The sequence below is a fragment of the Treponema denticola genome, assembly GCF_024181405.1.
Classification (GTDB): Bacteria; Spirochaetota; Spirochaetia; order Treponematales; family Treponemataceae; genus Treponema_B; species Treponema_B denticola_D.
Genome location: NZ_CP051302.1, coordinates 2,141,225 through 2,161,396, shown reverse-complemented (window position 1 = coordinate 2,161,396; position 20,172 = coordinate 2,141,225). Strand labels below are relative to the sequence as shown.

General features: G+C 38.4%; 15 protein-coding genes and 1 rRNA gene. 6 read left to right on the top strand and 10 right to left on the bottom strand.

Translation table 11 applies throughout. The annotated features are described in order from the left end of the window. Positions 1 to 98 precede the first annotated feature (98 nt). The 4 genes from rrf (at position 99) to HGJ18_RS10075 (ending at position 6,272) form a co-directional block, all read left to right on the top strand. Positions 99 to 210 (top strand): 5S ribosomal RNA (gene rrf, locus HGJ18_RS10090). Between the two features lie 48 nt (positions 211 to 258). After that, positions 259 to 1,557 carry a DUF58 domain-containing protein gene (locus HGJ18_RS10085; protein ID WP_366793608.1) on the top strand — a complete coding sequence of 433 codons (1,299 nt, stop codon included), beginning with the start codon at positions 259 to 261 and terminating at the stop codon, positions 1,555 to 1,557. Then, a complete protein-coding gene (locus HGJ18_RS10080; protein ID WP_253696241.1) occupies positions 1,541 to 5,257 on the top strand; it encodes a transglutaminase domain-containing protein in 3,717 nt (1,238 codons plus the stop codon). The genes HGJ18_RS10085 and HGJ18_RS10080 overlap by 17 nt, the downstream gene beginning before the upstream one ends. A 46-nt stretch (positions 5,258 to 5,303) precedes the next feature. Continuing rightward, positions 5,304 to 6,272, top strand: a complete 969-nt coding sequence (locus tag HGJ18_RS10075) for an AAA family ATPase (protein WP_010691895.1) — start codon at positions 5,304 to 5,306, stop codon at positions 6,270 to 6,272. 24 nt (positions 6,273 to 6,296) lie between these two features. Here the strand turns inward: HGJ18_RS10075 and HGJ18_RS10070 are convergent, their stop codons facing one another. From HGJ18_RS10070 to HGJ18_RS10060, 3 genes are read right to left on the bottom strand one after another with little or no spacing between them, the layout of a single operon-like run. Then, positions 6,297 to 7,070 carry a TIGR03943 family putative permease subunit gene (locus HGJ18_RS10070; RefSeq protein ID WP_253696240.1) on the bottom strand — a complete coding sequence of 258 codons (774 nt, stop codon included), beginning with the start codon at positions 7,068 to 7,070 and terminating at the stop codon, positions 6,297 to 6,299. Next, the gene (locus HGJ18_RS10065) at positions 7,067 to 8,005 is read right to left on the bottom strand and encodes a permease (RefSeq protein WP_253696239.1); all 939 of its coding nucleotides are present in this window, start codon (positions 8,003 to 8,005) and stop codon (positions 7,067 to 7,069) included. The genes HGJ18_RS10070 and HGJ18_RS10065 overlap by 4 nt, the downstream gene beginning before the upstream one ends. A gap of 3 nt (positions 8,006 to 8,008) precedes the next feature. Next, complete coding sequence (locus HGJ18_RS10060) at positions 8,009 to 9,886, bottom strand: hypothetical protein (protein ID WP_366793606.1); 1,878 nt, start codon at positions 9,884 to 9,886, stop codon at positions 8,009 to 8,011. Between the two features lie 181 nt (positions 9,887 to 10,067). Between HGJ18_RS10060 and HGJ18_RS10055 the strand changes: the two genes are divergently transcribed. Both HGJ18_RS10055 and hutH read left to right on the top strand, forming a co-directional pair. Beyond that, positions 10,068 to 11,153, top strand: coding sequence for an endonuclease/exonuclease/phosphatase family protein (locus HGJ18_RS10055; protein WP_253696237.1), 1,086 nt, complete (start codon positions 10,068 to 10,070; stop codon positions 11,151 to 11,153). Between the two features lie 34 nt (positions 11,154 to 11,187). Next, on the top strand, positions 11,188 to 12,711 hold the full coding sequence (gene hutH, locus HGJ18_RS10050) for a histidine ammonia-lyase (protein ID WP_253696236.1): 1,524 nt from the start codon (positions 11,188 to 11,190) through the stop codon (positions 12,709 to 12,711). Positions 12,712 to 12,904: 193 nt separating this feature from the next. Here hutH and HGJ18_RS10045 read toward each other — a convergent pair whose 3' ends face one another. The 7 genes from HGJ18_RS10045 to fabV form a co-directional block, all read right to left on the bottom strand. Further along, the gene (locus HGJ18_RS10045; protein WP_253696235.1) at positions 12,905 to 13,822 is read right to left on the bottom strand and encodes an acetyl-CoA carboxylase carboxyltransferase subunit alpha; all 918 of its coding nucleotides are present in this window, start codon (positions 13,820 to 13,822) and stop codon (positions 12,905 to 12,907) included. Positions 13,823 to 13,888: 66 nt separating this feature from the next. Beyond that, entirely contained in the window at positions 13,889 to 14,704 is an 816-nt protein-coding gene (gene accD, locus HGJ18_RS10040; RefSeq protein WP_253696234.1) for an acetyl-CoA carboxylase, carboxyltransferase subunit beta, read from the bottom strand. Positions 14,705 to 14,880: 176 nt separating this feature from the next. Next, the gene (locus HGJ18_RS10035; RefSeq protein ID WP_253696233.1) at positions 14,881 to 16,200 is read right to left on the bottom strand and encodes an acetyl-CoA carboxylase biotin carboxylase subunit; all 1,320 of its coding nucleotides are present in this window, start codon (positions 16,198 to 16,200) and stop codon (positions 14,881 to 14,883) included. A 10-nt stretch (positions 16,201 to 16,210) separates the two neighbouring features. After that, entirely contained in the window at positions 16,211 to 16,783 is a 573-nt protein-coding gene (accB, locus tag HGJ18_RS10030) for an acetyl-CoA carboxylase biotin carboxyl carrier protein (protein WP_253696232.1), read from the bottom strand. Between the two features lie 154 nt (positions 16,784 to 16,937). Continuing rightward, positions 16,938 to 17,726 (bottom strand): cysteine protease, encoded by a 789-nt coding sequence (locus HGJ18_RS10025; RefSeq protein WP_253696231.1) that lies wholly within the window; start codon positions 17,724 to 17,726, stop codon positions 16,938 to 16,940. A gap of 176 nt (positions 17,727 to 17,902) precedes the next feature. Beyond that, the gene (locus HGJ18_RS10020) at positions 17,903 to 18,943 is read right to left on the bottom strand and encodes a virulence RhuM family protein (protein ID WP_253696230.1); all 1,041 of its coding nucleotides are present in this window, start codon (positions 18,941 to 18,943) and stop codon (positions 17,903 to 17,905) included. An 8-nt stretch (positions 18,944 to 18,951) separates the two neighbouring features. Next, entirely contained in the window at positions 18,952 to 20,145 is a 1,194-nt protein-coding gene (gene fabV / locus HGJ18_RS10015; RefSeq protein WP_253696229.1) for an enoyl-ACP reductase FabV, read from the bottom strand. Positions 20,146 to 20,172 lie beyond the last annotated feature (27 nt).

Below are 20,172 nucleotides of genomic sequence, written 5' to 3'. Positions count from 1 at the left end.
TTTCTGGTAAATAAAAAAAATTAACTTTTTTTCTTCGTTCTCTTTTTTAGTACACTTAAAACCATTAAAGTTTTAAGTCCTTAATTTGTTTATTATTGCCAGGTGGCCATAGTGGAGAGGTAATACCCGTTCCCATCCCGAACACGGAAGTCAAGCTCTCTTACGCCGATGATACTGCTGATCAAGTGGGAAAGTAGGATGCTGCCTGGCTTTTTTTATTCCTTGCTTTATTTTTTAAAAAATGATATTATGCCGTTGATGAAGGTTTTTAAGTTTACGGTTTCCGGAACTATTTATATTATATTTTCAATTCTCTTGTTGACGGGAGCCGCTATTCGAGGCGAATTGTTTGCAATTGTTTGCGGTGTTTGCTTATGCCTTTATGTTGTGCTTTCCTTAATACTTGTTAGTGTTTCCGTCTTGTTATGGAAAAAAATGGATTTATTGGTAGAATTAAAAAATGAAGATATTTCCATTCTACTCTCAAGAGTCCGAAAAGGAAAAAAACTTTTTCCGATTATTTTACCGGGGGTTATTGTATTTTACGGTTTTGAGTTTTTATCGGATTTAAAAAATAAAAAAAGCAGAAGTTTAAAATTTAGTATTAAACTTAAAAGGTCTGCGGCCCATTTTTCTCTGCCAAAAGAAGAACGAGGCAGATTTTTTTTGGAAAAAGAGTATATCGAAATTTCCGATCTTGCAGGATTTTTTTCATTTCGATTGTTAAAAAAAGAAAAATCCATACCTCAACTTTTTATTTATCCGATGTTGACAGAAATAAAAAGCTTTGCGATTCCCGAAATTTTAAATGCGACATCTGCTCATACTATAAACTTGAGACGTACTGATGAGCTTTATGATTCCCGTCCCTATTTTCCGGGTGATGATATAAGAAAAATTAATTGGAAGCTGTATGCTCACACTCAGGAACTTAGTATAAAACAGGGAGATTTTGTTCCTCCTCCAAGAAGTTTTTTTACAATATATGTTGAAAGTCCGATTGTAAATAACGATATTGAATTTTATAAAAAGAAATTCGATGAGTTTATTAATTTGGGTACGTCGATAGCTTTTTATTTACATCAAAAAGGAATAAGTTTTAATATCCGTTTTTATGATAACGAAAAAAACTCTTATGAAATGGGGAGCGTTTACTCGGATGATAGAGATGCGGAAGAATCGATAAAAAGATTTTTTTCCATTCCGCAAATTAGGGTTCAAAAAAAATCGAGTGAAGCTGAACCTAAATTAAAGAGGACTTTTTTTATTGATGGGGAAAACAAAAAAACTTGCTTGCTCTATTTTTTTATGCCCGTACAATCAAGCAAGAAAATTTTAGATAAACTTTTTGGAATCTTTTCAGATCATAAAAAAGAATGTGTTTTTTATACCGGACCGAAAAGTATAATTATTGAACCTAAAAATATTTTACATTCTTTTTTGTTTTATACTTCGTCTCAAAAAAAATATAACCGCTTGTCAAAAGAAATGAACGAAAAAATTGAGATTCTAAAACACGAATTGAAGACCGGAGGATTTTATGCTTACTCGATATAAGCTTAATTTTCTTTTACGTATACTCTCATGGGTGATGCTAAGTATTATTCCATCATTATATTTGTTTGAAATTTTGCCTCATTTTGTTCTTCCTGTCTGGGCTATTATTGTAATCTTTTTGTGTTATAGGCTCCAAAAAAAGCAGATAAAACTATCGGCATCTATTATTTTGATATGTTTAAGTTTGATTATTTTTTTGTTTTTACTTTTATTTTTATTTAAAATTATTTCAGCCGAACCTTTCGATATCCTATATTTAAGGCTGGGTGTTATTCTTCCTTTTTTGATATTACAAACTATTTTTATTTCTGCTTCTACTATTTATTTTTATAAAAATGAAAAATACCGCCGTTATGAGCCTGTAATTTTTTTTAGTATTTTTGCTCTTCTTTTTTGGACTCAAGGAAATTTTTCGATGTCCATTTTTGAACACCCGATATATGCGGTTTTATTTTCGCTTAGCTTTTCTGCAATAGAAATGCTTTGCCTTTTTTTATCTTTTAATTTTGAAAAAAAGATTTTTACATTTTTTTTGTTTTTTTTATTGTTTTTTACTTTTATAATGACTTTTGTATTAAAAAACTACAATGAATCCTCATCGGTTAATCATGGAGGTTTATTGCAGCCTACTCTCTTTAGATTTGATTTTTCCGATTATTTAAGATTGCAAAGTGAAATTAAAATGAGCGATGACCTTATTTTGGTTGCTCATTTTGATAATGATTTTTCTCACAATATGTTGAGGAGGATGTATCTTTCAGGCTGGGATTCTGCAAAAGGGTTTTATGAAAAAAAAGCTCCATCCGAAAAAGCTCAAATTATTTCTCTACCTAAGGGTCGAAAAGATATTTTGCATAGAGCCTTTTCTATGCGTGAAAAAGTTGCACAAGAATATTTTTTTGTAAATTTATCGCCCTCTTCCTTTATAGCTATGGATTATCCGACACAGGTAATTCCTTATGAGATTTGGGATAGTTCAAAATTTAACGGAGGATATAAGGTTTTCAGCGATGCAATATTTGATTTTGCATCGGATCTTTACGGTGAGGCATTTCCATCAGGAGATGAAGATGAGGGAATGTCGAAAGTAGATTTGGATTTTTATACTAAAATTGATGATGAAAGTTTTAAACTTGTACATCAAACAGCTGAAGATATAACCGGCGATATTCCCGATTATTTGGATAAAATTTTAGCACTTCAATTTTATTTTACGGATGGGGATTTTCGATATTCTCTAAAACCCGGAAAAGCTCCTGACGGTGATCAATTAAAATATTTTTTGACTGAAACAAAAAAAGGATACTGTACTTATTTTGCTTTTTCTTATGCTCTTATGCTTAGAAGTATAGGAATTCCGTCCCGAGTGGCGGTAGGATTTTTTGTTCAGCCCGAATCTGAAGTTATGAATTATTATCCGGTTCGGGCAAACATGGCTCACGCATGGGTTGAAGTTTTTTTTCCGTACATAGGCTGGGTTAGTTTCGATCCTACGACTTCTCAGCTTGCGGAAGGAGAAAATATTAACTTTGGTATGAATGCAGGAGGAGAGGAATTTAATTCTCTTTTAAGTGAGATTCTTGAAAAACGCAGTGAAATAAAAATTACGGAAATTACCGAAAGGGAAGATGATGTTTCAAATATAGGTACTTATATAAAACAATTTTTTAAAGAGAACATATCTTTTTTCAGATTTATTATAATTATTTTTTTGATTATAATACTTGTAATTTACAAGGCTCGGCCTCATCTTGTATTAAAATTTTCTAAGAATAACAGAAGAATTGTGCTTACAGCCGGTAAGTTATTTAAAAAAAGAAAACGGAATGATGAGGACATAAAAGAAATGAATGCGCTTATTCAAAAAGCGAAATTTGCACAGGAATGTACAATAGATGATGCAAAGGCTGCCAAAAATCTTTTAAAAAACAAAACAAAAAAGATTATTGTCTTGCTGGCTTTTTGCCTTATATCGTGCTTTGTATTTGCAGAAAATGCGGAAAGTATTGTTGTTGAGGCGGAAAAGGCAGTGGAAGCTGAAAATTGGGAGTTGGCCTTATCCCTTTTACAGGATGGAATAAAGAAGTATCCTCAAAATGACAGTTTATTTTTTAAGTTGGGAGAAATTTATCATAATAAAGAATTATATAAACCTGCATATAAAATATTAAAGAAGGGTTTGGAAATTAATCCTGAAAACAGCAGTATCTTATTTTATATTTCTAGTTGTGCATCCTCGTTAAATAAATATGAAGAAGCCTTGATGTATATTAAAAATTATTTACGTCTTATTCCTTATGATCGCTTTGCGGCTTCCAATTACGGCTGGCTATGTTTTAAATGTCATAGGCCTGAGGAAGGAATACGCTTTTTATTGGATAATATAGAGCGTTATGGCGAGGACTTATCGGTTTATAATTCTTTGGGCACATTATACAATGAAATGTTCGATTATGAGAAATCGAAAGAGTTTTATACAAAGGCAATAAAGGGAGCTGAACAAGTTAATAGAAATTATTCGGGTTCCGTTTATTATTATAATAGGTCTATTTTAGAAAGTCAATTTTATCGATTTGATAATGCAATAGAAGATGCGAGAGCTGCTTTAAATATGAAAGAACGTAGTTCGGGTTATATGATACTGGGTGAACTTGAAGAAAGAAGAAATAATTTTTCACAAGCCCTATCTGCATATCTTTCAGCATCCGCTGATGATGATACTCCTCTTTCAGCCTTAAGCATTATAAGTCTATATTTAACAACGGGTCATATTGAAAAGGCCGAACAATATATTTTAAACCAACTTCAAAACACCAGTGAAGCATGGATTTCAAATTACGGTTTGAGTGTAAACGAATTTAAAACCAATCTGTATAAAATTAAAAAATCATTATACATACGAAAATATAATTTTGAAAAAACCGAACTAAAATCAGGCTTTTTAGGTTGGATAAAAAATTTCAGCAATAAAATAAATTATAAATTAAAATATACATATTATGATGCTGTTTTTAGATTATACTCTTTAAAAGTTGCAAAGGAATATAAGAAAAACAGTACAGGAGACTTAAGCGGCAATACAAATAATCTTTATACAAACACTTACTATTATAATGCCTTTAAAGGAAAAGGGAAAAAGGCTTTAAAATATCTTAAAAAAGCCGAATCTATAGAAACTATGTTTATTCCGCAAAGTGCTGGTGCCTATCTTGCCGACCGGGCAATCCTGGAGGCCGATTTAAAACTACTCAATGAAGGTATTTCAAAAATGGATCTGGAATGGGAAAAACATAGTCTTGCGGACTTGTATGCCCAAGGAAGCAAAATTGCAAAAAAACATTCTTCACAGCTCTATTATCTTTACTTGGAATCTCTTTTTGATTTGAATCCTGCCGCCTTTTTGGAATATGATATAAAGTTACCTGTAAAAATAACCGTAGAAATAGACAAAATTGAAAATATAAAAATCAGTGCAAAGAAAATGAAAAAATTAATACTATCATCCCGTTTTATAGAAGACGATAATTCTAAATTTTTTCTTCAGCTGACATATTCCAATAAAAGTCTTACTTTTAAATTAACCGATAAAAACGGATATACTCTTTACAGCAAGAATTTTCCGATTGAAAAGTTAGATAAAAACGGATTTAAAAATTCCGTTAATATTTTTGTAAAGGATATTTTTACTTTCAAGTTATAAGGCTTTTGATATAGACAAAATTATATTTTCGGTTATACTGTTTGATATGAATACGAAAAATATAATAGATGAGCTTATAAGAAATATCGGTTTAGTAATAAAAGGAAAGGATGAGGTTATTCGCCTTTTTGTTGCGGCGTTTTTGACCGGAGGCAATGTTCTTATAGATGATGTTCCCGGAGTCGGAAAAACAACAATGGTAAAAGCCCTAGCTAAATTAATAAAAAAAGACTACGGCGATCCTGCCGAGTTTAAAAGGATTCAATGTACCCCGGACTTGCTTCCCTATGATATTACCGGCGTTGATGTTTTTAATGCACAAACTCAAAGTTTTGAATTTATAAAGGGGCCCGTTTTTTGCGACATTTTTTTGGCTGACGAATTAAATAGAACTCCCCCCAAAGTTCAGGCCGCACTTCTTGAGGTTATGGAAGAAAAACAGGTTACTGTCGGAAAACAAACTTACAAATTGCCCGAGACTTTTTTTACGGCTGCCACTCAAAACCCTGTAGAAACATTAGGAACCTATCCATTGCCTCCGGCTCAGCTTGACAGGTTTATGGTCTCTATTTCTATAGGTTATCCGGATGATGAGTCTGCTCTTGAAATCCTTGACGGTAACCCAGGTGTGTCGGCACTTTCAAAACTTTATCCCATCATCACTACGGGCAATATAATTACATCCCGTGAAGAGCAAGAAAGAGTTTACTGCCATAAAGCCTTACAAAAAGCTATAATAGATATTTGCAATAAAACAAGGGAACATTCCGATATTGAATTGGGGGCTTCTCCTAGGGCTTCTTTGCAATTTTTACATCTCGCAAAAACTATGGCTCTTTCTAATGGGCGAAACTGGGTTGAAGATACGGATATTGAAATAATTGCTCCCTATGTTCTTGCCCATAAATGTATTTTTAAAAATAGAAAGGCTAATGCAAAAGAATCTATTGCAGAAATTACAAAATCCGTTTTAATAAAAATGGATAAAGAAACGGACTGGTCTAAAGGGGTTTAAATAAAACAATTATCGGAAAATTCTTTAAAAAGGATAGACATATTCTAAGGCAGGACGCGGAATAAATTCTATATTATCGACTATGATTAGAGGTTCGAAACTGCCTTCATATTCTATTTTTGAAATTGTTCCTGTAACGCGTACCCAATCGTCCTCTTTTAGCTCATTGGCCTTAAACCATTGAGCTATAAGACCTGCCGGCTGCATATCGGCTGCACAGCAAACCATCAACATTCTTCCTATAGCGAATTCGTTTTCAGTTAAAACTTCAGGATTTTTCCAAACACTGCCTTCGATTTTTATCTTCTTATTTACCCATGAGTCCAAATTCAGATAAAGTTCAGGCAACCAGCGTCCGAAGGTTTCATCATCCATAACCACAAAGCCGTCTTCCAATTCCAAAAGTCTGCTCGGTCTAAAATTGAAATTATAACCGGCTTCTTCTTTTTGCTTTTGAAATAAAAAAATATCTCCGTTAAATGCAAGAGAGTCCGAAGTTAAAGCTTTGTAGGGAATAAGGAGCGCAAACAAAATTGGCAGTAAAAAAATTATTAAGTACAAGGGGCTTTTTCTTTTTGAATGTGTGTGATATGGAAAATAAAAGGCATCCCTCATTGTAAGAATCCCTATTATAAAAAATACCATAGCCGAAAAAATAATTATACCGATGTGCCGGATATGAACATATAGCAGCGCTTTTTGTGAAACTACTGCATAGATAAAAATAAAAGACCCTATCAATAACAATAAGGAGCGTATAATTTTTTCAATAAAAACACTTAAAAATATTTTTTTCATATCTTGATTAGAAAACTCATTGCACTTATAAAAATGATATTCATAATAGTTATGATTACGGTCAATTCTATTACAAACCGTTTTTTAAAAATAGATAAAAGCATGAAGATATTTTTTATATCCATCATGGGGCCGTATACGAGGAAGCCCATAATTGAAAAGAGTGAAAAAGTTCCATAAAAGCTTCGGGCAATAAAGGCATCCGATGTTGAACATGCAGAAAAAATAAAGGCAAAAAACATCATAATTAAGATTCCGCTCAAAGAATGGGATTCATTAAATTGCATAAAAAAATTACTCGGTACTCCGGCTCTTATTATGGAAGTAAATAAGGCTCCCAATATAAAATAAGGACCGACATTAAAAAATTCCGTTCCGCTGTGCAAGAACATTTCCTTTATATTTTCAATAAAGGATCTTTGTCCGGAACCATGAGATGCGCTGCAGGAGTCCTCGCAGTTGCAGCCGCAAGAACAATGATTATCGTTCTCTATGTCTTCCTTCAAATATTCGTTTTTAGGATAGAACAAAAGCAATATCCCTATTGAGGCGGCCGTTACTATACCTAAGATTATCCTATATACCGCAATCATCGGAGATTCAGGGAATGCATATAGGGTAGCCATTATTGAAATAGGATTTAAAATAGGAGCTGCAAGCATAAAGGTTACCGCAATAGGCATGATAACTCCTTTTTTTACAAGCCCGGAAAGAACGGGAACCGAAGCACATTCACATACCGGAAAAACAAGTCCGCCGAATACGGCCGTTAAAAATCCAAGGCCGTGTCTGCTCGGAAAAACTTTAACGATAAAATTACCCGAAATAAAAACATGCAGTATTGAAGATATAACTATCCCCAAAAGCATAAAAGGAAAGGCTTGAAGGAGGATGCTTAAAAAAATCGTGTTGGTTGTAGTTATAAGACTCAACATAAATTAAGAATACTGCGATACCAATTTTACGATGTAAAGTTCTGCATAGTTCTGTAAAGCCTTTCTCTCCTTTATTTTTAAAAGGCTGGAAGACTCCAGCAGAGTTTTAGCCAGGCTTCTGACCCTGTCGGCAGTAAAGCTGGAAAAGGAAAGCGTTCTATTTATGCCCCTTAAATAATCTCTGATTAATGCATTTACGTCCTCTGTCAGATTCTCTCTTGCAGGATGCCCCAAAGTTTGATTCCACTCATCCAAGTTTTTTTCTAGAGCCTGATCAATTGTCATTCCTTGAGGAATAAATTCGGCGCTTATTTTTTCTGCAGCATCCTTTAATTTTAGCTTCGGCTTTTTATAAGAAGCCTCTTTTTTTTCGGGCTGTACAGGCTGAGGCGTCTTTTTCTTTCTTTTAAAAAATGCAATTATTGTAGAAATTATAGGAATCGTATACCAGAATGGAAGAAGTATTTTTGTATCGCTTAAAATTTCATGCCTGTTGAGCATTAAAATTTCGCTATATGCTGCAGGCTTACCTGCCGGAAAAATTCTGTTTATTTCCATAGCTTGAATTTCATTTAAGCGGGGATCAGCGATGATTGATAAAATAAACGGAGCATTTAAAAGTCCGTATAGATTCGGTACCGAATGAGCAGTTATTTTTTTTAATAATTCATTGAAGGCTGTGTCATTTTTCATTGAGTCATCTTGCTCAAAATTCATTAACATCTCATGCCATTTTTTTATACATAGCTCCCTGACCGGCTTTCTTGCTTCATTGATGAGGGATATCAAAAGAGGAACAACCTTTTCGGTAAGCAAATAGAATCTATCATTTGAAGAATTTGTAAAGGTAAGAATATCCGGAATTATATATTTTTCTGAGGTGCTGGCTTTTTCCTTCATAAAATTCTGTAAGGTTTCCTCAGAGTATTGCCCAAGCAGTGGAACCCCTCTGGAATCGGTAAATTGTGTTATCTGCTTCATTGTAAAATAATAAGGCGCTTTTTGAAAAGCTAGAAGGAGGTTTTTTAAAGCCGTGTCCGTTTGGACGTCTTTTTGAGCTTTATTTCTGTAATAGTTATTTAAATATTCCAAGATTCCGGCCGCCTGTAATAAAGCTATTTCATCAGGCAGCTTTTCATTCTTTTTGGCAAATTCCTGTTTTATGAAGGCGCATAACTGTCCCCATAATATATAGTTATCGCCGGATTCTTTAACATTTTGAAAGCTGTTAACACTATGTGCCATAATTTTTGTGATAAATGTTTTAACCGTAAATTCCTTACCGGGATTGGCCACCATGAGCCTCTTTTGCATATAATCCCTGCTTTCATCTTTTGATAAAAAAAGTTTAATCTTACCTAAGGCTAAATTTAAGAGTTTTTCTGTTGTGTAAGAGCCGGGGAAAACGAGGGCAGGGATGTCTCCATTGTAGTTTAAGGCATATAAAAAAGAATTTTCCCTTGATTCGGGGTTTAACTCAGCCAGATCATCTGAAACGCTTATTGCTTTTAAAAGTTTTCCCGGGAAATTCCTAGGCAGATCGGATAAAAGAGGAAAAGGAATGTCGGGGTGCTGCTCGAGATGTGCATATTGTCTGGATATATTGTCGACATGAAAATATGGAACAAATATAATGGTTGTATTGGACTTATCCGTTGTTATTTCAATATCCCCTTCATCTTGTATTTTTTTTAGTTCACTTAAAAGAGTCTCGAGAGAGATTTCAAGAAGGACAGCCAAATCCTGTTTTTGCTGTAAAAAATGCCGTGAATAGCGGTGGAGATAATCTTGAAAAGGTTGTAAGGTTACTTGAGCGCTGTTTCTACGTAAAGAAAACATACGCAACAGGTGTAGTAAATCCGTATAAATAGTCATCCCCATATTATACACAATATTTCTCAATAGTTCAAGGTTTTTATTCTTAAAAAATTTTTATTTTTTAAGTTCCGCTTTGCTTTGGAAAAAGGTTTTTGAATGTGTAACTTCCGTAATTGAACAATTTGGTTTTTTGCGGTATAATCTTTTATGCGGAGAATAATTCTAATATAAGGTGGAACTCAAAATGAGAGCACGAAGATTGTTTCTTTTTCTTCCTTTGACGGTCTTAGCGATTTTACTTCTTTTAACAGCCGCTTTTTTTCTTTTTGTTACCATAGCAGAATACCGTCCTAAGGCTGTCGAAAAAACCGATATAAATGTAAATGCAAAAAAAATGATTTTAAAGACTGATGAGGTTTTAAAGGTTTTAAGCTGGAACATAGGCTATTGCGGTCTTGATGCTCAAAACGATTTTTTCTATGACGGCGGAAAAAACGTAACAGCCCGAAGCAATGAGGCTGTATTAGATAACCTCGAAAAAGTAAAAGCTTTACTTAAAAAAGAAGATTGCGGTTTTAACCTTTTACAAGAAATCGATGTAAAATCAAGGCGCAGCTTTTATGTAAATCAAAAAAAAGCTCTATCCGATTTTTTTGCCGATTATGATTCCGTTTTTGCAGCAAACTATGATGCCGTCATTGTGCCGGCTCCCGTTTTAAATCCCTTGGGAAGAGTAAAAAGCGGTGTTTTTACTTTAAGTAAATATGGAATACAAAAAGCGGAGAGGCTTCAGCTTCCCGGAACTTTTTCATGGCCCTTAAAAACCGTCAACTTAAAGCGCTGTCTTCTGGTTTCTGAAATTAAAACCGATGTTCCGGATAAGAATCTCTATATAATCAATCTGCATCTTTCGGCTTACGATGCAGACGGTGTATTAAGAAAACAGGAAATGGAATTTTTACAAAACCTTGCCTTAAAATTGTATAATGAAGGACATTGGGTAATTGCCGGAGGGGATTGGAACTCTCTTTTTCCGGGTGTAGAAAAAAATCGTTTTATGCCTTATACTACACCTGATGAATTTCTTGAATGGATAGAATATTTACCTGCAGATTTTATAGGCAAGGAATGGAAGTGGGGCTTTGATAGCTCTACGCCTACAGTCCGACTTTTGGAAAAGCCCTATGTTAAGGATGAAAATTACACCACAATAATAGATGGGTTTATATGCTCTCCCAATATTGAAATTGTCGGAGTAAAAACCGGAGATTTAAATTTTGAGGTTTCGGATCATCATCCCGTAATTGCAGAATTTAAACTTTTAAAATGATATTTATTCAAAATAAAAATATAAGGAGCAAAAAATGAAGGTAAAACCTGTAACAGTAACCGGCAGCAGTTTGACGATAGAAGACGTTGTAGCTGTTGCCCGCCACGGAGCTGAAGTAAAGCTGTCCGCAGATGCAAAAAAAAGAATCAAGGATTCAAAGAAAATTGTAGATGACATCGTAAAAAGCGGTAAGCCTACTTACGGCATTTCGACCGGCTTTGGAGAATTATCCACCGTAACGATTACCAAGGATCAAAACGGTGCTCTGCAGAGGAATTTAATATTAAGCCATGCCTGCGGTGTAGGCAATCCCTTCCCCGAAGACATAGTTAGGGCTATAATGCTTTTAAGGCTTAACACTCATGCGAGCGGTTTTTCGGGAGTAACCCCGTCTGTCCCGGATATTCTTGTAGATATGTTAAACAAGGGAGTAACGCCCTATGTACCCGAAAAAGGGTCCTTAGGAGCAAGCGGTGACTTGGCAAACCTAGCCCACATTGCTCTCGTAATGATAGGAGAGGGAAAGGCCTATTATGAGGGCAAACTTATGGAAGGAAAGGCGGCTCTTGCAAAGGCCGGTTTAAAACCTGTCGTACTTTCCGGAAAAGATGGTCTCGGTATAATTAACGGTACTCCTGTAATGTCCGGTATCGGAGCCTTAGCTCTGCACGATGCAGAGCAGCTTCTCAAGGCTGCAAACATGGGCGCTTCCTTGGTATTTGAAGCCTTTAGGGGAATTACCGCAGCCCTCGACCCCAGAATCCATAAATCCCGTCCGCACAAGGGTCAAATTGATACGGCAGCCTTTATCCTCAAAATGTTAAAGGGCAGTTCATCTATCAATACAAGAGAAAATGATGTGCAAGACCCCTATACGCTCAGATGCGTTCCGCAAGTTCACGGAGCAAGTGCCGATGCTATCGCCTATGTCCGCAAGGTTTTAGAGGTAGAAATCAATGCCGTAACCGATAATCCGCTCGTATTCCCGGACAATCATGATGTTATTTCAGGCGGAAACTTCCATGGTCAGCCCATAGCTATTACCATGGACTTCTTGGGGATTGCCGTCAGCGAGCTTGCAAACATAAGCGAGCGCCGAATCGAACGCCTTGTAAACCCGCAGTTAAACGGAGGCCTTCCTGCCTTCTTAATAGAAAACGGCGGAGTAAATTCGGGTTTTATGATTCCTCAATATACGGCGGCCTCACTTGTTTCAGAAAACAAGGTATTGGCTCATCCTGCCAGCGTTGACTCTATTACCTCATCAGGAAACAAAGAGGACCACGTAAGTATGGGAACAACCGCTGCCCGAAAAATAACCGAAATCGTTAAAAACGTACGCCATGTTCTTGCTATTGAGTGGCTTACGGCTGCTCAAGCCTGCGATTTACGCGGCATCAAAAAATACGGCAAGGGAACAGGAGAGATGATGAAGCTTATTCGAAAGCATATCTCCAAGGTTACCGAAGACCGCATTCTTTATAACGACATTATGAAGTCTCTTGAGATTATTTCAAATGATGAAAACATTGAAATGATTGAAAATGCGGCTAAGTAAAAAGAAATGAAACCGCAGAGGACGCAAAGGTTTAATTGATAATTGTGCCGATACGAGAGACGTTACTAGATCCTTTACCGCGTTGAGAAGTGTACTGGATGTACGCCTCTCAACAGCTTTACGGTCTTGGTGTCCCTTGCGGTTTTTTTCGTTTTTTATGTTTAACCACTTAGTTTTTTATAGAAATCTCCGCTTACTCCGAATACTTTCCTATGCTTCTTATCTTTTTGCTTCGGTATTTTACCAAAACGGCGGGATCGCGCTTTGTAAGGTCGTCTAAATCCTTTAGGATTTGCTCCTTTATAGCATCGGCGGTTTTTTTAGGATCGGTGTGAGCTCCTTTTTCGGGCTCTGGGATGATGCCGTTGATTACCTTTAGATCAAGAACTTCTTGGCTGGTAATTTTAAGCATGGCGGCTGCATCCTTTGCCCTGCTTGAATCCCTCAATAGTATTGAAGCGCATCCTTCCGGGGATATAACCGAGAAGATGGCATTTTCAAGCATGTAAATTTTGTCTCCGACTCCTATGCCGAGGGCTCCGCCGGAGCCTCCTTCGCCTATGATTATGCAGATTATGGGAGTCTTTAGGCGGCTGAATTCCCGCAAGTTAAAGGCGATGGCTTCTCCGATTCCTCTTTCTTCGGCTCCAAGGCCGGGGTAGGCCCCTTGAGTGTCGATAAAGGTAATAATCGGCCGTTTAAATTTTTCGGCCTGTTTTGCAAGGCGCATGGCTTTGCGGTAGCCTTCAGGGTTTGCCATACCTCCGTTTCTGTCGATGGTTTCGCGTAAGTTTCTTCCCTTTTGGGTGCCGATTACCGTAACCGGCCTTCCGTCGATAAAGCCTATCCCGCCTATCATTGCTGGGTCATCGCCGAAGAAGCGGTCGCCGTGAAGCTCGGTAAAATTATCGAAAATCAAATTGATGTAGTCCAAGGTTCTGGGCCTGTCGCTGTGGCGGGCGAGTTCTACCCTTTCCCACGTTTTGGAAAGAGCTGTTGAGCTTTCAAGTTTTGCGTTTATTTTTGCAAGCTCTTCACTTATATCAAGCCCCGCCTTTTGGGCTATATCCTTTAAATTATTTAACAAGTTTGTTTGATCCGTATTGCTCATGTATTTCCTCCATAACACGATGTTTGCCCTTAGGCAAACTCGAAGATAAACATGGAGGCTTGTATTTCAAGCCGTAATGTTTATCGCTCCTGCTGTCTTTTTCTTTTTAGGGGCTTCTTTAAGGCCGAGGCTGTGAGCGTCAATCATGCGGGCAAAAAATTGCCTTTGTTCTTGGCGCGGCACTATACAGTCCACAAAGCCCTTTTCCAACTGAAATTCCGCCCGCTGAAAGCCTTCGGGCAGCTGCTGGCGGATAGTGCCTTCGATAACTCTGGGGCCTGCAAAGCCTATAAGGGCTCCGGGTTCTGCTGCCGTTATATCTCCGAGCATTGCAAAACTTGCCGTAACACCTCCCGTGGTCGGGTCGCAAAGCATTATAAAAAGAGGAACTCCTTTTTCATCCAACTCGGCGGCCGCACTTGAAGTTTTGGCCATCTGCATTAAAGAAAAAAGCCCTTCCTGCATTCGCGCTCCGCCTGAAGTCGCATAGATAATTACAGGTATCCTTTCGGCTGCTCCCTTTAGCATAAGCCGCGAAATTTTTTCGCCTACAACGGAGCCCATAGAACCTCCCATAAAGTGAAAGGACATGAGGGCTAAGAGAGCATCTCTTCCTTTAATCTTACAAGAGCCTGTAATAACGGCTTCGTTTAAGGCCGCTTTTTCTTCGGCCGCCGAAATCTTTTCTTCATAACCTGCCATTTCGATGGGGTTACATGTTTTGAGGTTCGGATACAGTTCTTGAAACGAATTTTCGTCGGTCAGATAGGTAATCCTTTGCCTCGGTTCTATGCGTAGATGGCAATTACAATGAGGACAAACCATCAGGTTATCTGTAAAAACCTCTTCATCGTATGATACTTTACAACTAGGACAATCCATTTTAAGTCTCCTATAAAAAGTCAATGAGAAAATATCAATTTTCGATTTGACTTTTTACGCCGTTTCGCAACACCTGTGAGAAACGGCAATCAATAATGCGATGTTTTGTGCAAAGCACAAAACTCGTCAGATAAACAGTGAGGCGGAATTCCTGCCGAACCGTTTATCAACTCTCCTTACTTATTTCCAAAAAGCTCTTCGTAGAGCCCTGTACCGAAAACTCCCGATTTGAACTTTTTTGAGTTAAGTATAATCTTTTGTTCTTCTATATTGCAGGTAATGCCTTCAATTTTAAGCTCATCGAGGGCGCAAAGCAGCTTTTGAATGGCATTGGCCCTGTCAGCCCCGTGAACGATGAGCTTTGCCGTCATCGAGTCATAAAACGGAACTACCGAATAGCCTTGATATAAAAAGCTGTCAAAACGCACTCCGTTTCCTCCGGGAACTCTTAAATTCTTTATGAGCCCGGGAGAGCGGGCGTTTATTCTGGCTTCGATAGCCCAGCCCTTGGTGGGCAAAATCCCTTGGGCAAACTTCATGTTTTCCCCTGTACAAACACGGATTTGTTCTGCAATTATATCGGTGCCGGTAATCATCTCCGAAACTGGATGCTCTACCTGAATTCGAGCGTTTACTTCCATAAAGTAGAAATTATTGCCCGATACAAGGAACTCGATTGTTCCTGCTCCGCGGTATTTAAGGGAAGAAAAAAGGCTGACTGCACCCTTACACATGGCTTCCCGCATTTCCTCGCTTACGGCCGGAGAGGGGCTTTCTTCTATCAGCTTTTGATGATTTTTTTGAACCGAGCAGTCCCTTTCACCCAAAACGGAAACTGCTCCTTTACCATTGCCTAGAATTTGAAGCTCAACATGGCGCGGATCTACCAGATATTTTTCGATATAAACGGTGCCATCGGCAAAATTGGCTTCGGCTTCGGCGGAAGCAATTTTTAGGTTTTCGGCTAATTCCGATTCTTTATAAACGATGCGCATTCCCTTTCCGCCGCCGCCTGAGGCTGCCTTGATGATGACAGGATAGCCGCATTTTTCCGCCGTTTTTTTGGCTTCGGCTAATTCTTTTATCGCCCCGTCCGAGCCGGGGGTTACGGGAAGTCCGCTTTTTACGGCTGTTTCGCGGGCACGGACCTTATCGCCGAGCATTTCGATTGTGCCTGGTTTTGGCCCTATCCAAAAGAGCCCTGCGTTTTCTACCTCGCGGGCAAAACCTGCGTTTTCCGATAAAAAGCCTACCCCCGGATGCACTGCCTCACAGGAAGTGCAAAGGGCTGCCGTGATAAGGGCTTCTTTGTTAAGATAGCTTTTAGCCGAGGGGGGCGGGCCTATGCAGACTGCCTCATCAGCTAAAAGCACATGAAGACAGTCCTTGTCCGCCGTAGAGTAAACGGCGACGGTTTTTATTCCCATTTCGCGGCAGGAGCGGATAACCCTCACGGCTATCTCGCCTCTGTTGGCGATAAGTATTTTTTTAATCATAGGAACCTTCCTACTTAGCCTTTATCTTAAACAAGACCTGATCGAATTCTACAAGGTCTCCGTTTGAAACTAAGATTTCCTCGATAACTCCGTCATATTCGCATTCGAGGGTATTCATCATTTTCATGGCTTCAAGCACACAAAGGGGGTGGCCTTTTTTTACTGAGCTGCCTTTTTCAACATAGGGCGGAGAATCGGGAGACGGGGCCCTGTAAAAGGTTCCGACAATGGGGCTTTTTACTTCAAGTAGGTTAGCCGATGAAGCTGCGGGTGAGGCTTGAGCCGGAGCTTCTGCAGCAGGACTTGCTGCTTGAGGTGTTGCCCCTTGTCCCGCTGTTCCTGCCGGAGCTGTCTGGATGCCCGCCGGAAGACCGGATTGAAATCCTGCCGGTATCGCCGGATATGGCATAGTATAGGCGGTCTGCACTCCTCCGCACGCACCTGACTGAATGACAGCTTCTTTTTTAGGAAAGGCTCCTTCTTTTTTTAAGATAAGCTCACAGTCGTCCTGCTTTATCTGCAAGACCACAGCATCGCCTTTTTCAAACTTTTCTATCACTTTCAAAATAAAATCTTCTTTCATAAAATCTCCTTAAAGTTTTATTTTATTTATTTAACCGTAAAGGCTGATATTTTATCATTTATACAGGCAGATTGTCTATCCCTTATAAAAATCCATTTTTAAGCATCTTAAACCTCTTCCTCATTTCCAACTATCCATAAACTTTATTTTTTTATCATCTTCTTTTTTCGAATTCTTTTTGAAAGCTTTTAGGGCTGCTTAAAATTCTATATGCTTCTTCTGAAAGGTTTACTTTTAGAACTCCGGTATCGGTTGTTATATTCATTTCTTTTGTGTCTTTGTAAATATACAGCTTCATAATTTTGTCATCATCTATAAATGAATAATGCACAAGGACTTCTCGGCCATCATGAATGCTTTCGGCGGTAAAAAGGCTTTTCAAATTTCTTTCTTCGATTTCGGTGATATCTTTTCCAAACAATGTGTCGAACATATCCAGAATTTTTTCCCCTGCAATAAATAGTAAAAGAGAGCCCTTATCATCATATATGCGGATATAAGAATTTTTCGCAGAATAAGAAAGCTGTTTTTTCACCTCAGCAGGCTTGCTGGCGATTTCGTATGCGTATTTAAAAAGTTTCCATGTTAATTCTTTTGGGATATCCTCCTTTTCCTGTAATTGGGGAATCCGGCAAAGAGGATAATTTTTATATACTATAAAACTGAAATACTGCTCATCATCACCATAATTATATGAAAGAACATAACGGTATAACACTTGTGCGTCTTTAGGTAATTCCGTAAACAAAGCTTCATCAGCTGCTATCTGCAAAGATTCTTGAAAAAGCAGATATAACTCATTGACTTCGCTCTTGGCGGTTATCTTGTGTACAATATTGTCTTGTGCATCATAAACCGTAAAGCTATTGATTCCATAGGCAAAGGCATTTACACCGCCTGCTAATAAACATACTGTAATCGTTATCATTAAAAATTTTTTCATAAGTGTTTATTAAAATCCCCCATATATAAATGTCTAATTCTTTGTTTTTACAATCCACCGGCCGTCTTTGGCACTGCCGACATATTCAATTACCACGTTATCGGAAATATAATATTCGGGTTGTTTTTAGGAATATCGATTTTAAACTCTTTATTATAATCTTCCATATTTTATAATTATCCGCTAATGGTATTTTCCAATTCCGCTAAGTATTTGTCAAAGTCGGAAACAAAGGTCTTATCTTGAATGATGCGGTATTTTTCAAATTCGGATTCGGCATGCAGTTTTGCAATTTCTGCAGATACCTTTCCAGCGTCTTTTAAAAGTCCGTATTCGAACATTTCGATAAAACCGGTAAGCCGCGTTTCCCAATCTTGCATGGTAAGGGGAATTTTCCGCAACGCCATATTTTCTGCAAAATCGAGATATGAGGTTACCATCCGATTTAGCTGTGAAAGTTCTGTCTCGCTTAAATAATTTTTTGCAATAATAACGTCGGATTTTTTAATTTTGCCGTCTGGGGCATCCTGCCATGTGGTTAGTCCCATGTGAGGCTGTGTACTATCGGCACGCTCATAAATAACTTCAGCAGCTGTGTGCCCATGCACGGCAAAGTGCATTTTGTTTTGTACCGTTGCATAAAACCTTTTGGTAGCAACGGCTGTTTTATCGTAGTCTAAAGCAGTTGCATACAGGTCGGTAATCTTTTGATAGAACTTGCGTTCGCTTGCCCTGATTTCTCTAACCCGCTCCAGCTGTTCTTCAAAATATTTGTCTGTAAGAAAAGAGCCTTTTTTCAGCCGTTCCGAATCCATGACCCAGCCTTTGATTGTGTACTCTTTTGTAATACGGTTGACCCATTTTCTAAATTGCACCGCCCGCTCAGAGTTAACCTTAAAGCCGACGGCTATAATCATTTGCAATCCGTAGTGTTTTACAGAACGGGTTATACTTCTATCGCCTTCAGTTTGAACTATTCGGAAATTCCGAATAGTTGCTTCTTCCTGTAATTCATGGTCTGCAAGAATATTTTTGATATGCTCGTTAATCGTTGACACCGATGTATCATACAAAACAGCCATCATTTTTTGAGTCAGCCAAATATTTTCATCTTCATACCGTATTTCGATATTTTCAGCGCTTTTACCGCTCGCTGCAACAAAAGTCAAATACTCCGCTGCCGAAGATCGAATATCCGTTTTAGCTTTTTTTGCCATTACCTCATTTAAATCCTGTCGAACCTTTCTACTTCGGCTTCGTAGTTGATGCCTTCGACATCAAAGCCGTTTGAGGCTAAAAAGTCGTGGCGGTAGCCTGCAAGGTCGGTTAGGCTTTCGGCATTTTCGCTTGTTACCTTTTCCATTAAAGCCGAAACTGCCTTTTGAACGTCTTCTTCAAGCTCCCAGTCGTCGATACGGATTCTGTTTTCTTCATCGACAGGGATGGTGCCATCTTTACGGTAAAGTCTTTCGGCATAAAGTCGGGTAATCTGCTCGATACAGCCCTCGTGGTTTCCTTTTTCTTTCATAACCTTAAACAAGGAAGCGAGATATAAGGGAATTACGGGGATTACCGCACTTGCCCTTGTTACCAAGCCCTTGTTCACCGAAACGAAGGCCCGTATTGACGGGTTTTCTTTGTTTAGGCGGTGGGCTGTTGCTTCAAGGTGTTCTTTCGCTTTTCCTATGGTGCCCTTTCGGTAGAGGGCCTGAGTGGCTTCCGGGCCGATATAGGAATAGGCTAGGGTAATGCAGCCTTCTTCTAAAAGACCTTCCTTTGAAAGCCGGTTTATCCAGCGTTCCCAGTCTTCTCCTCCCATAACCTTAACGGTTGCAGCGGCTTCTTCATCGTTTGCAGGTTCGGCGGAAATTTCTTTTAGTTCTCCCGTGAAGGGATCGACCGTCTTGCCTGTAAATGTCTTGCCGAAGGGTTTTAAGACGGACTTGTGCATTATGCCTGTATCCGGATCGGTTCTTACAGGGCTTGCCAAACTGTAAACTACAAGATCGAATTTAATTCCTTTCTTTTTGGCCTCTTCGATTACTTGTGCCTTGATTTCATCGGAAAAGGCGTCTCCATCTATAGTTACGGAATAAAGGCCTTCTCTTTTGGCAGCCTCGTCAAAGGCCAGGTTGTTGTACCAGCCTGGTGTGCCGTACTTTGTTTCGCTTCCGGCCTTTTCAAAGGAAACGCCGATAGTGGCGGCCCCATAGCCGAATGCTGCCGTTATGCGGCTTGCAAGTCCGTAACCGTTCGAGCAGCCGAGTACCAGCACGTTTTTAGGTGCCTTTGCTCCGGCTTTTACCTCAGCGGTGATTCTCTTTTTTGTGTACTCTATTTGATCCTCAACGCCTTTTTTACATCCTTGCGGATGAGCGTTTAGACAAATATTGTTCCTAACCATTGGTTTTACAATCATATCTTCCTCCAATAATTATGATGTTTT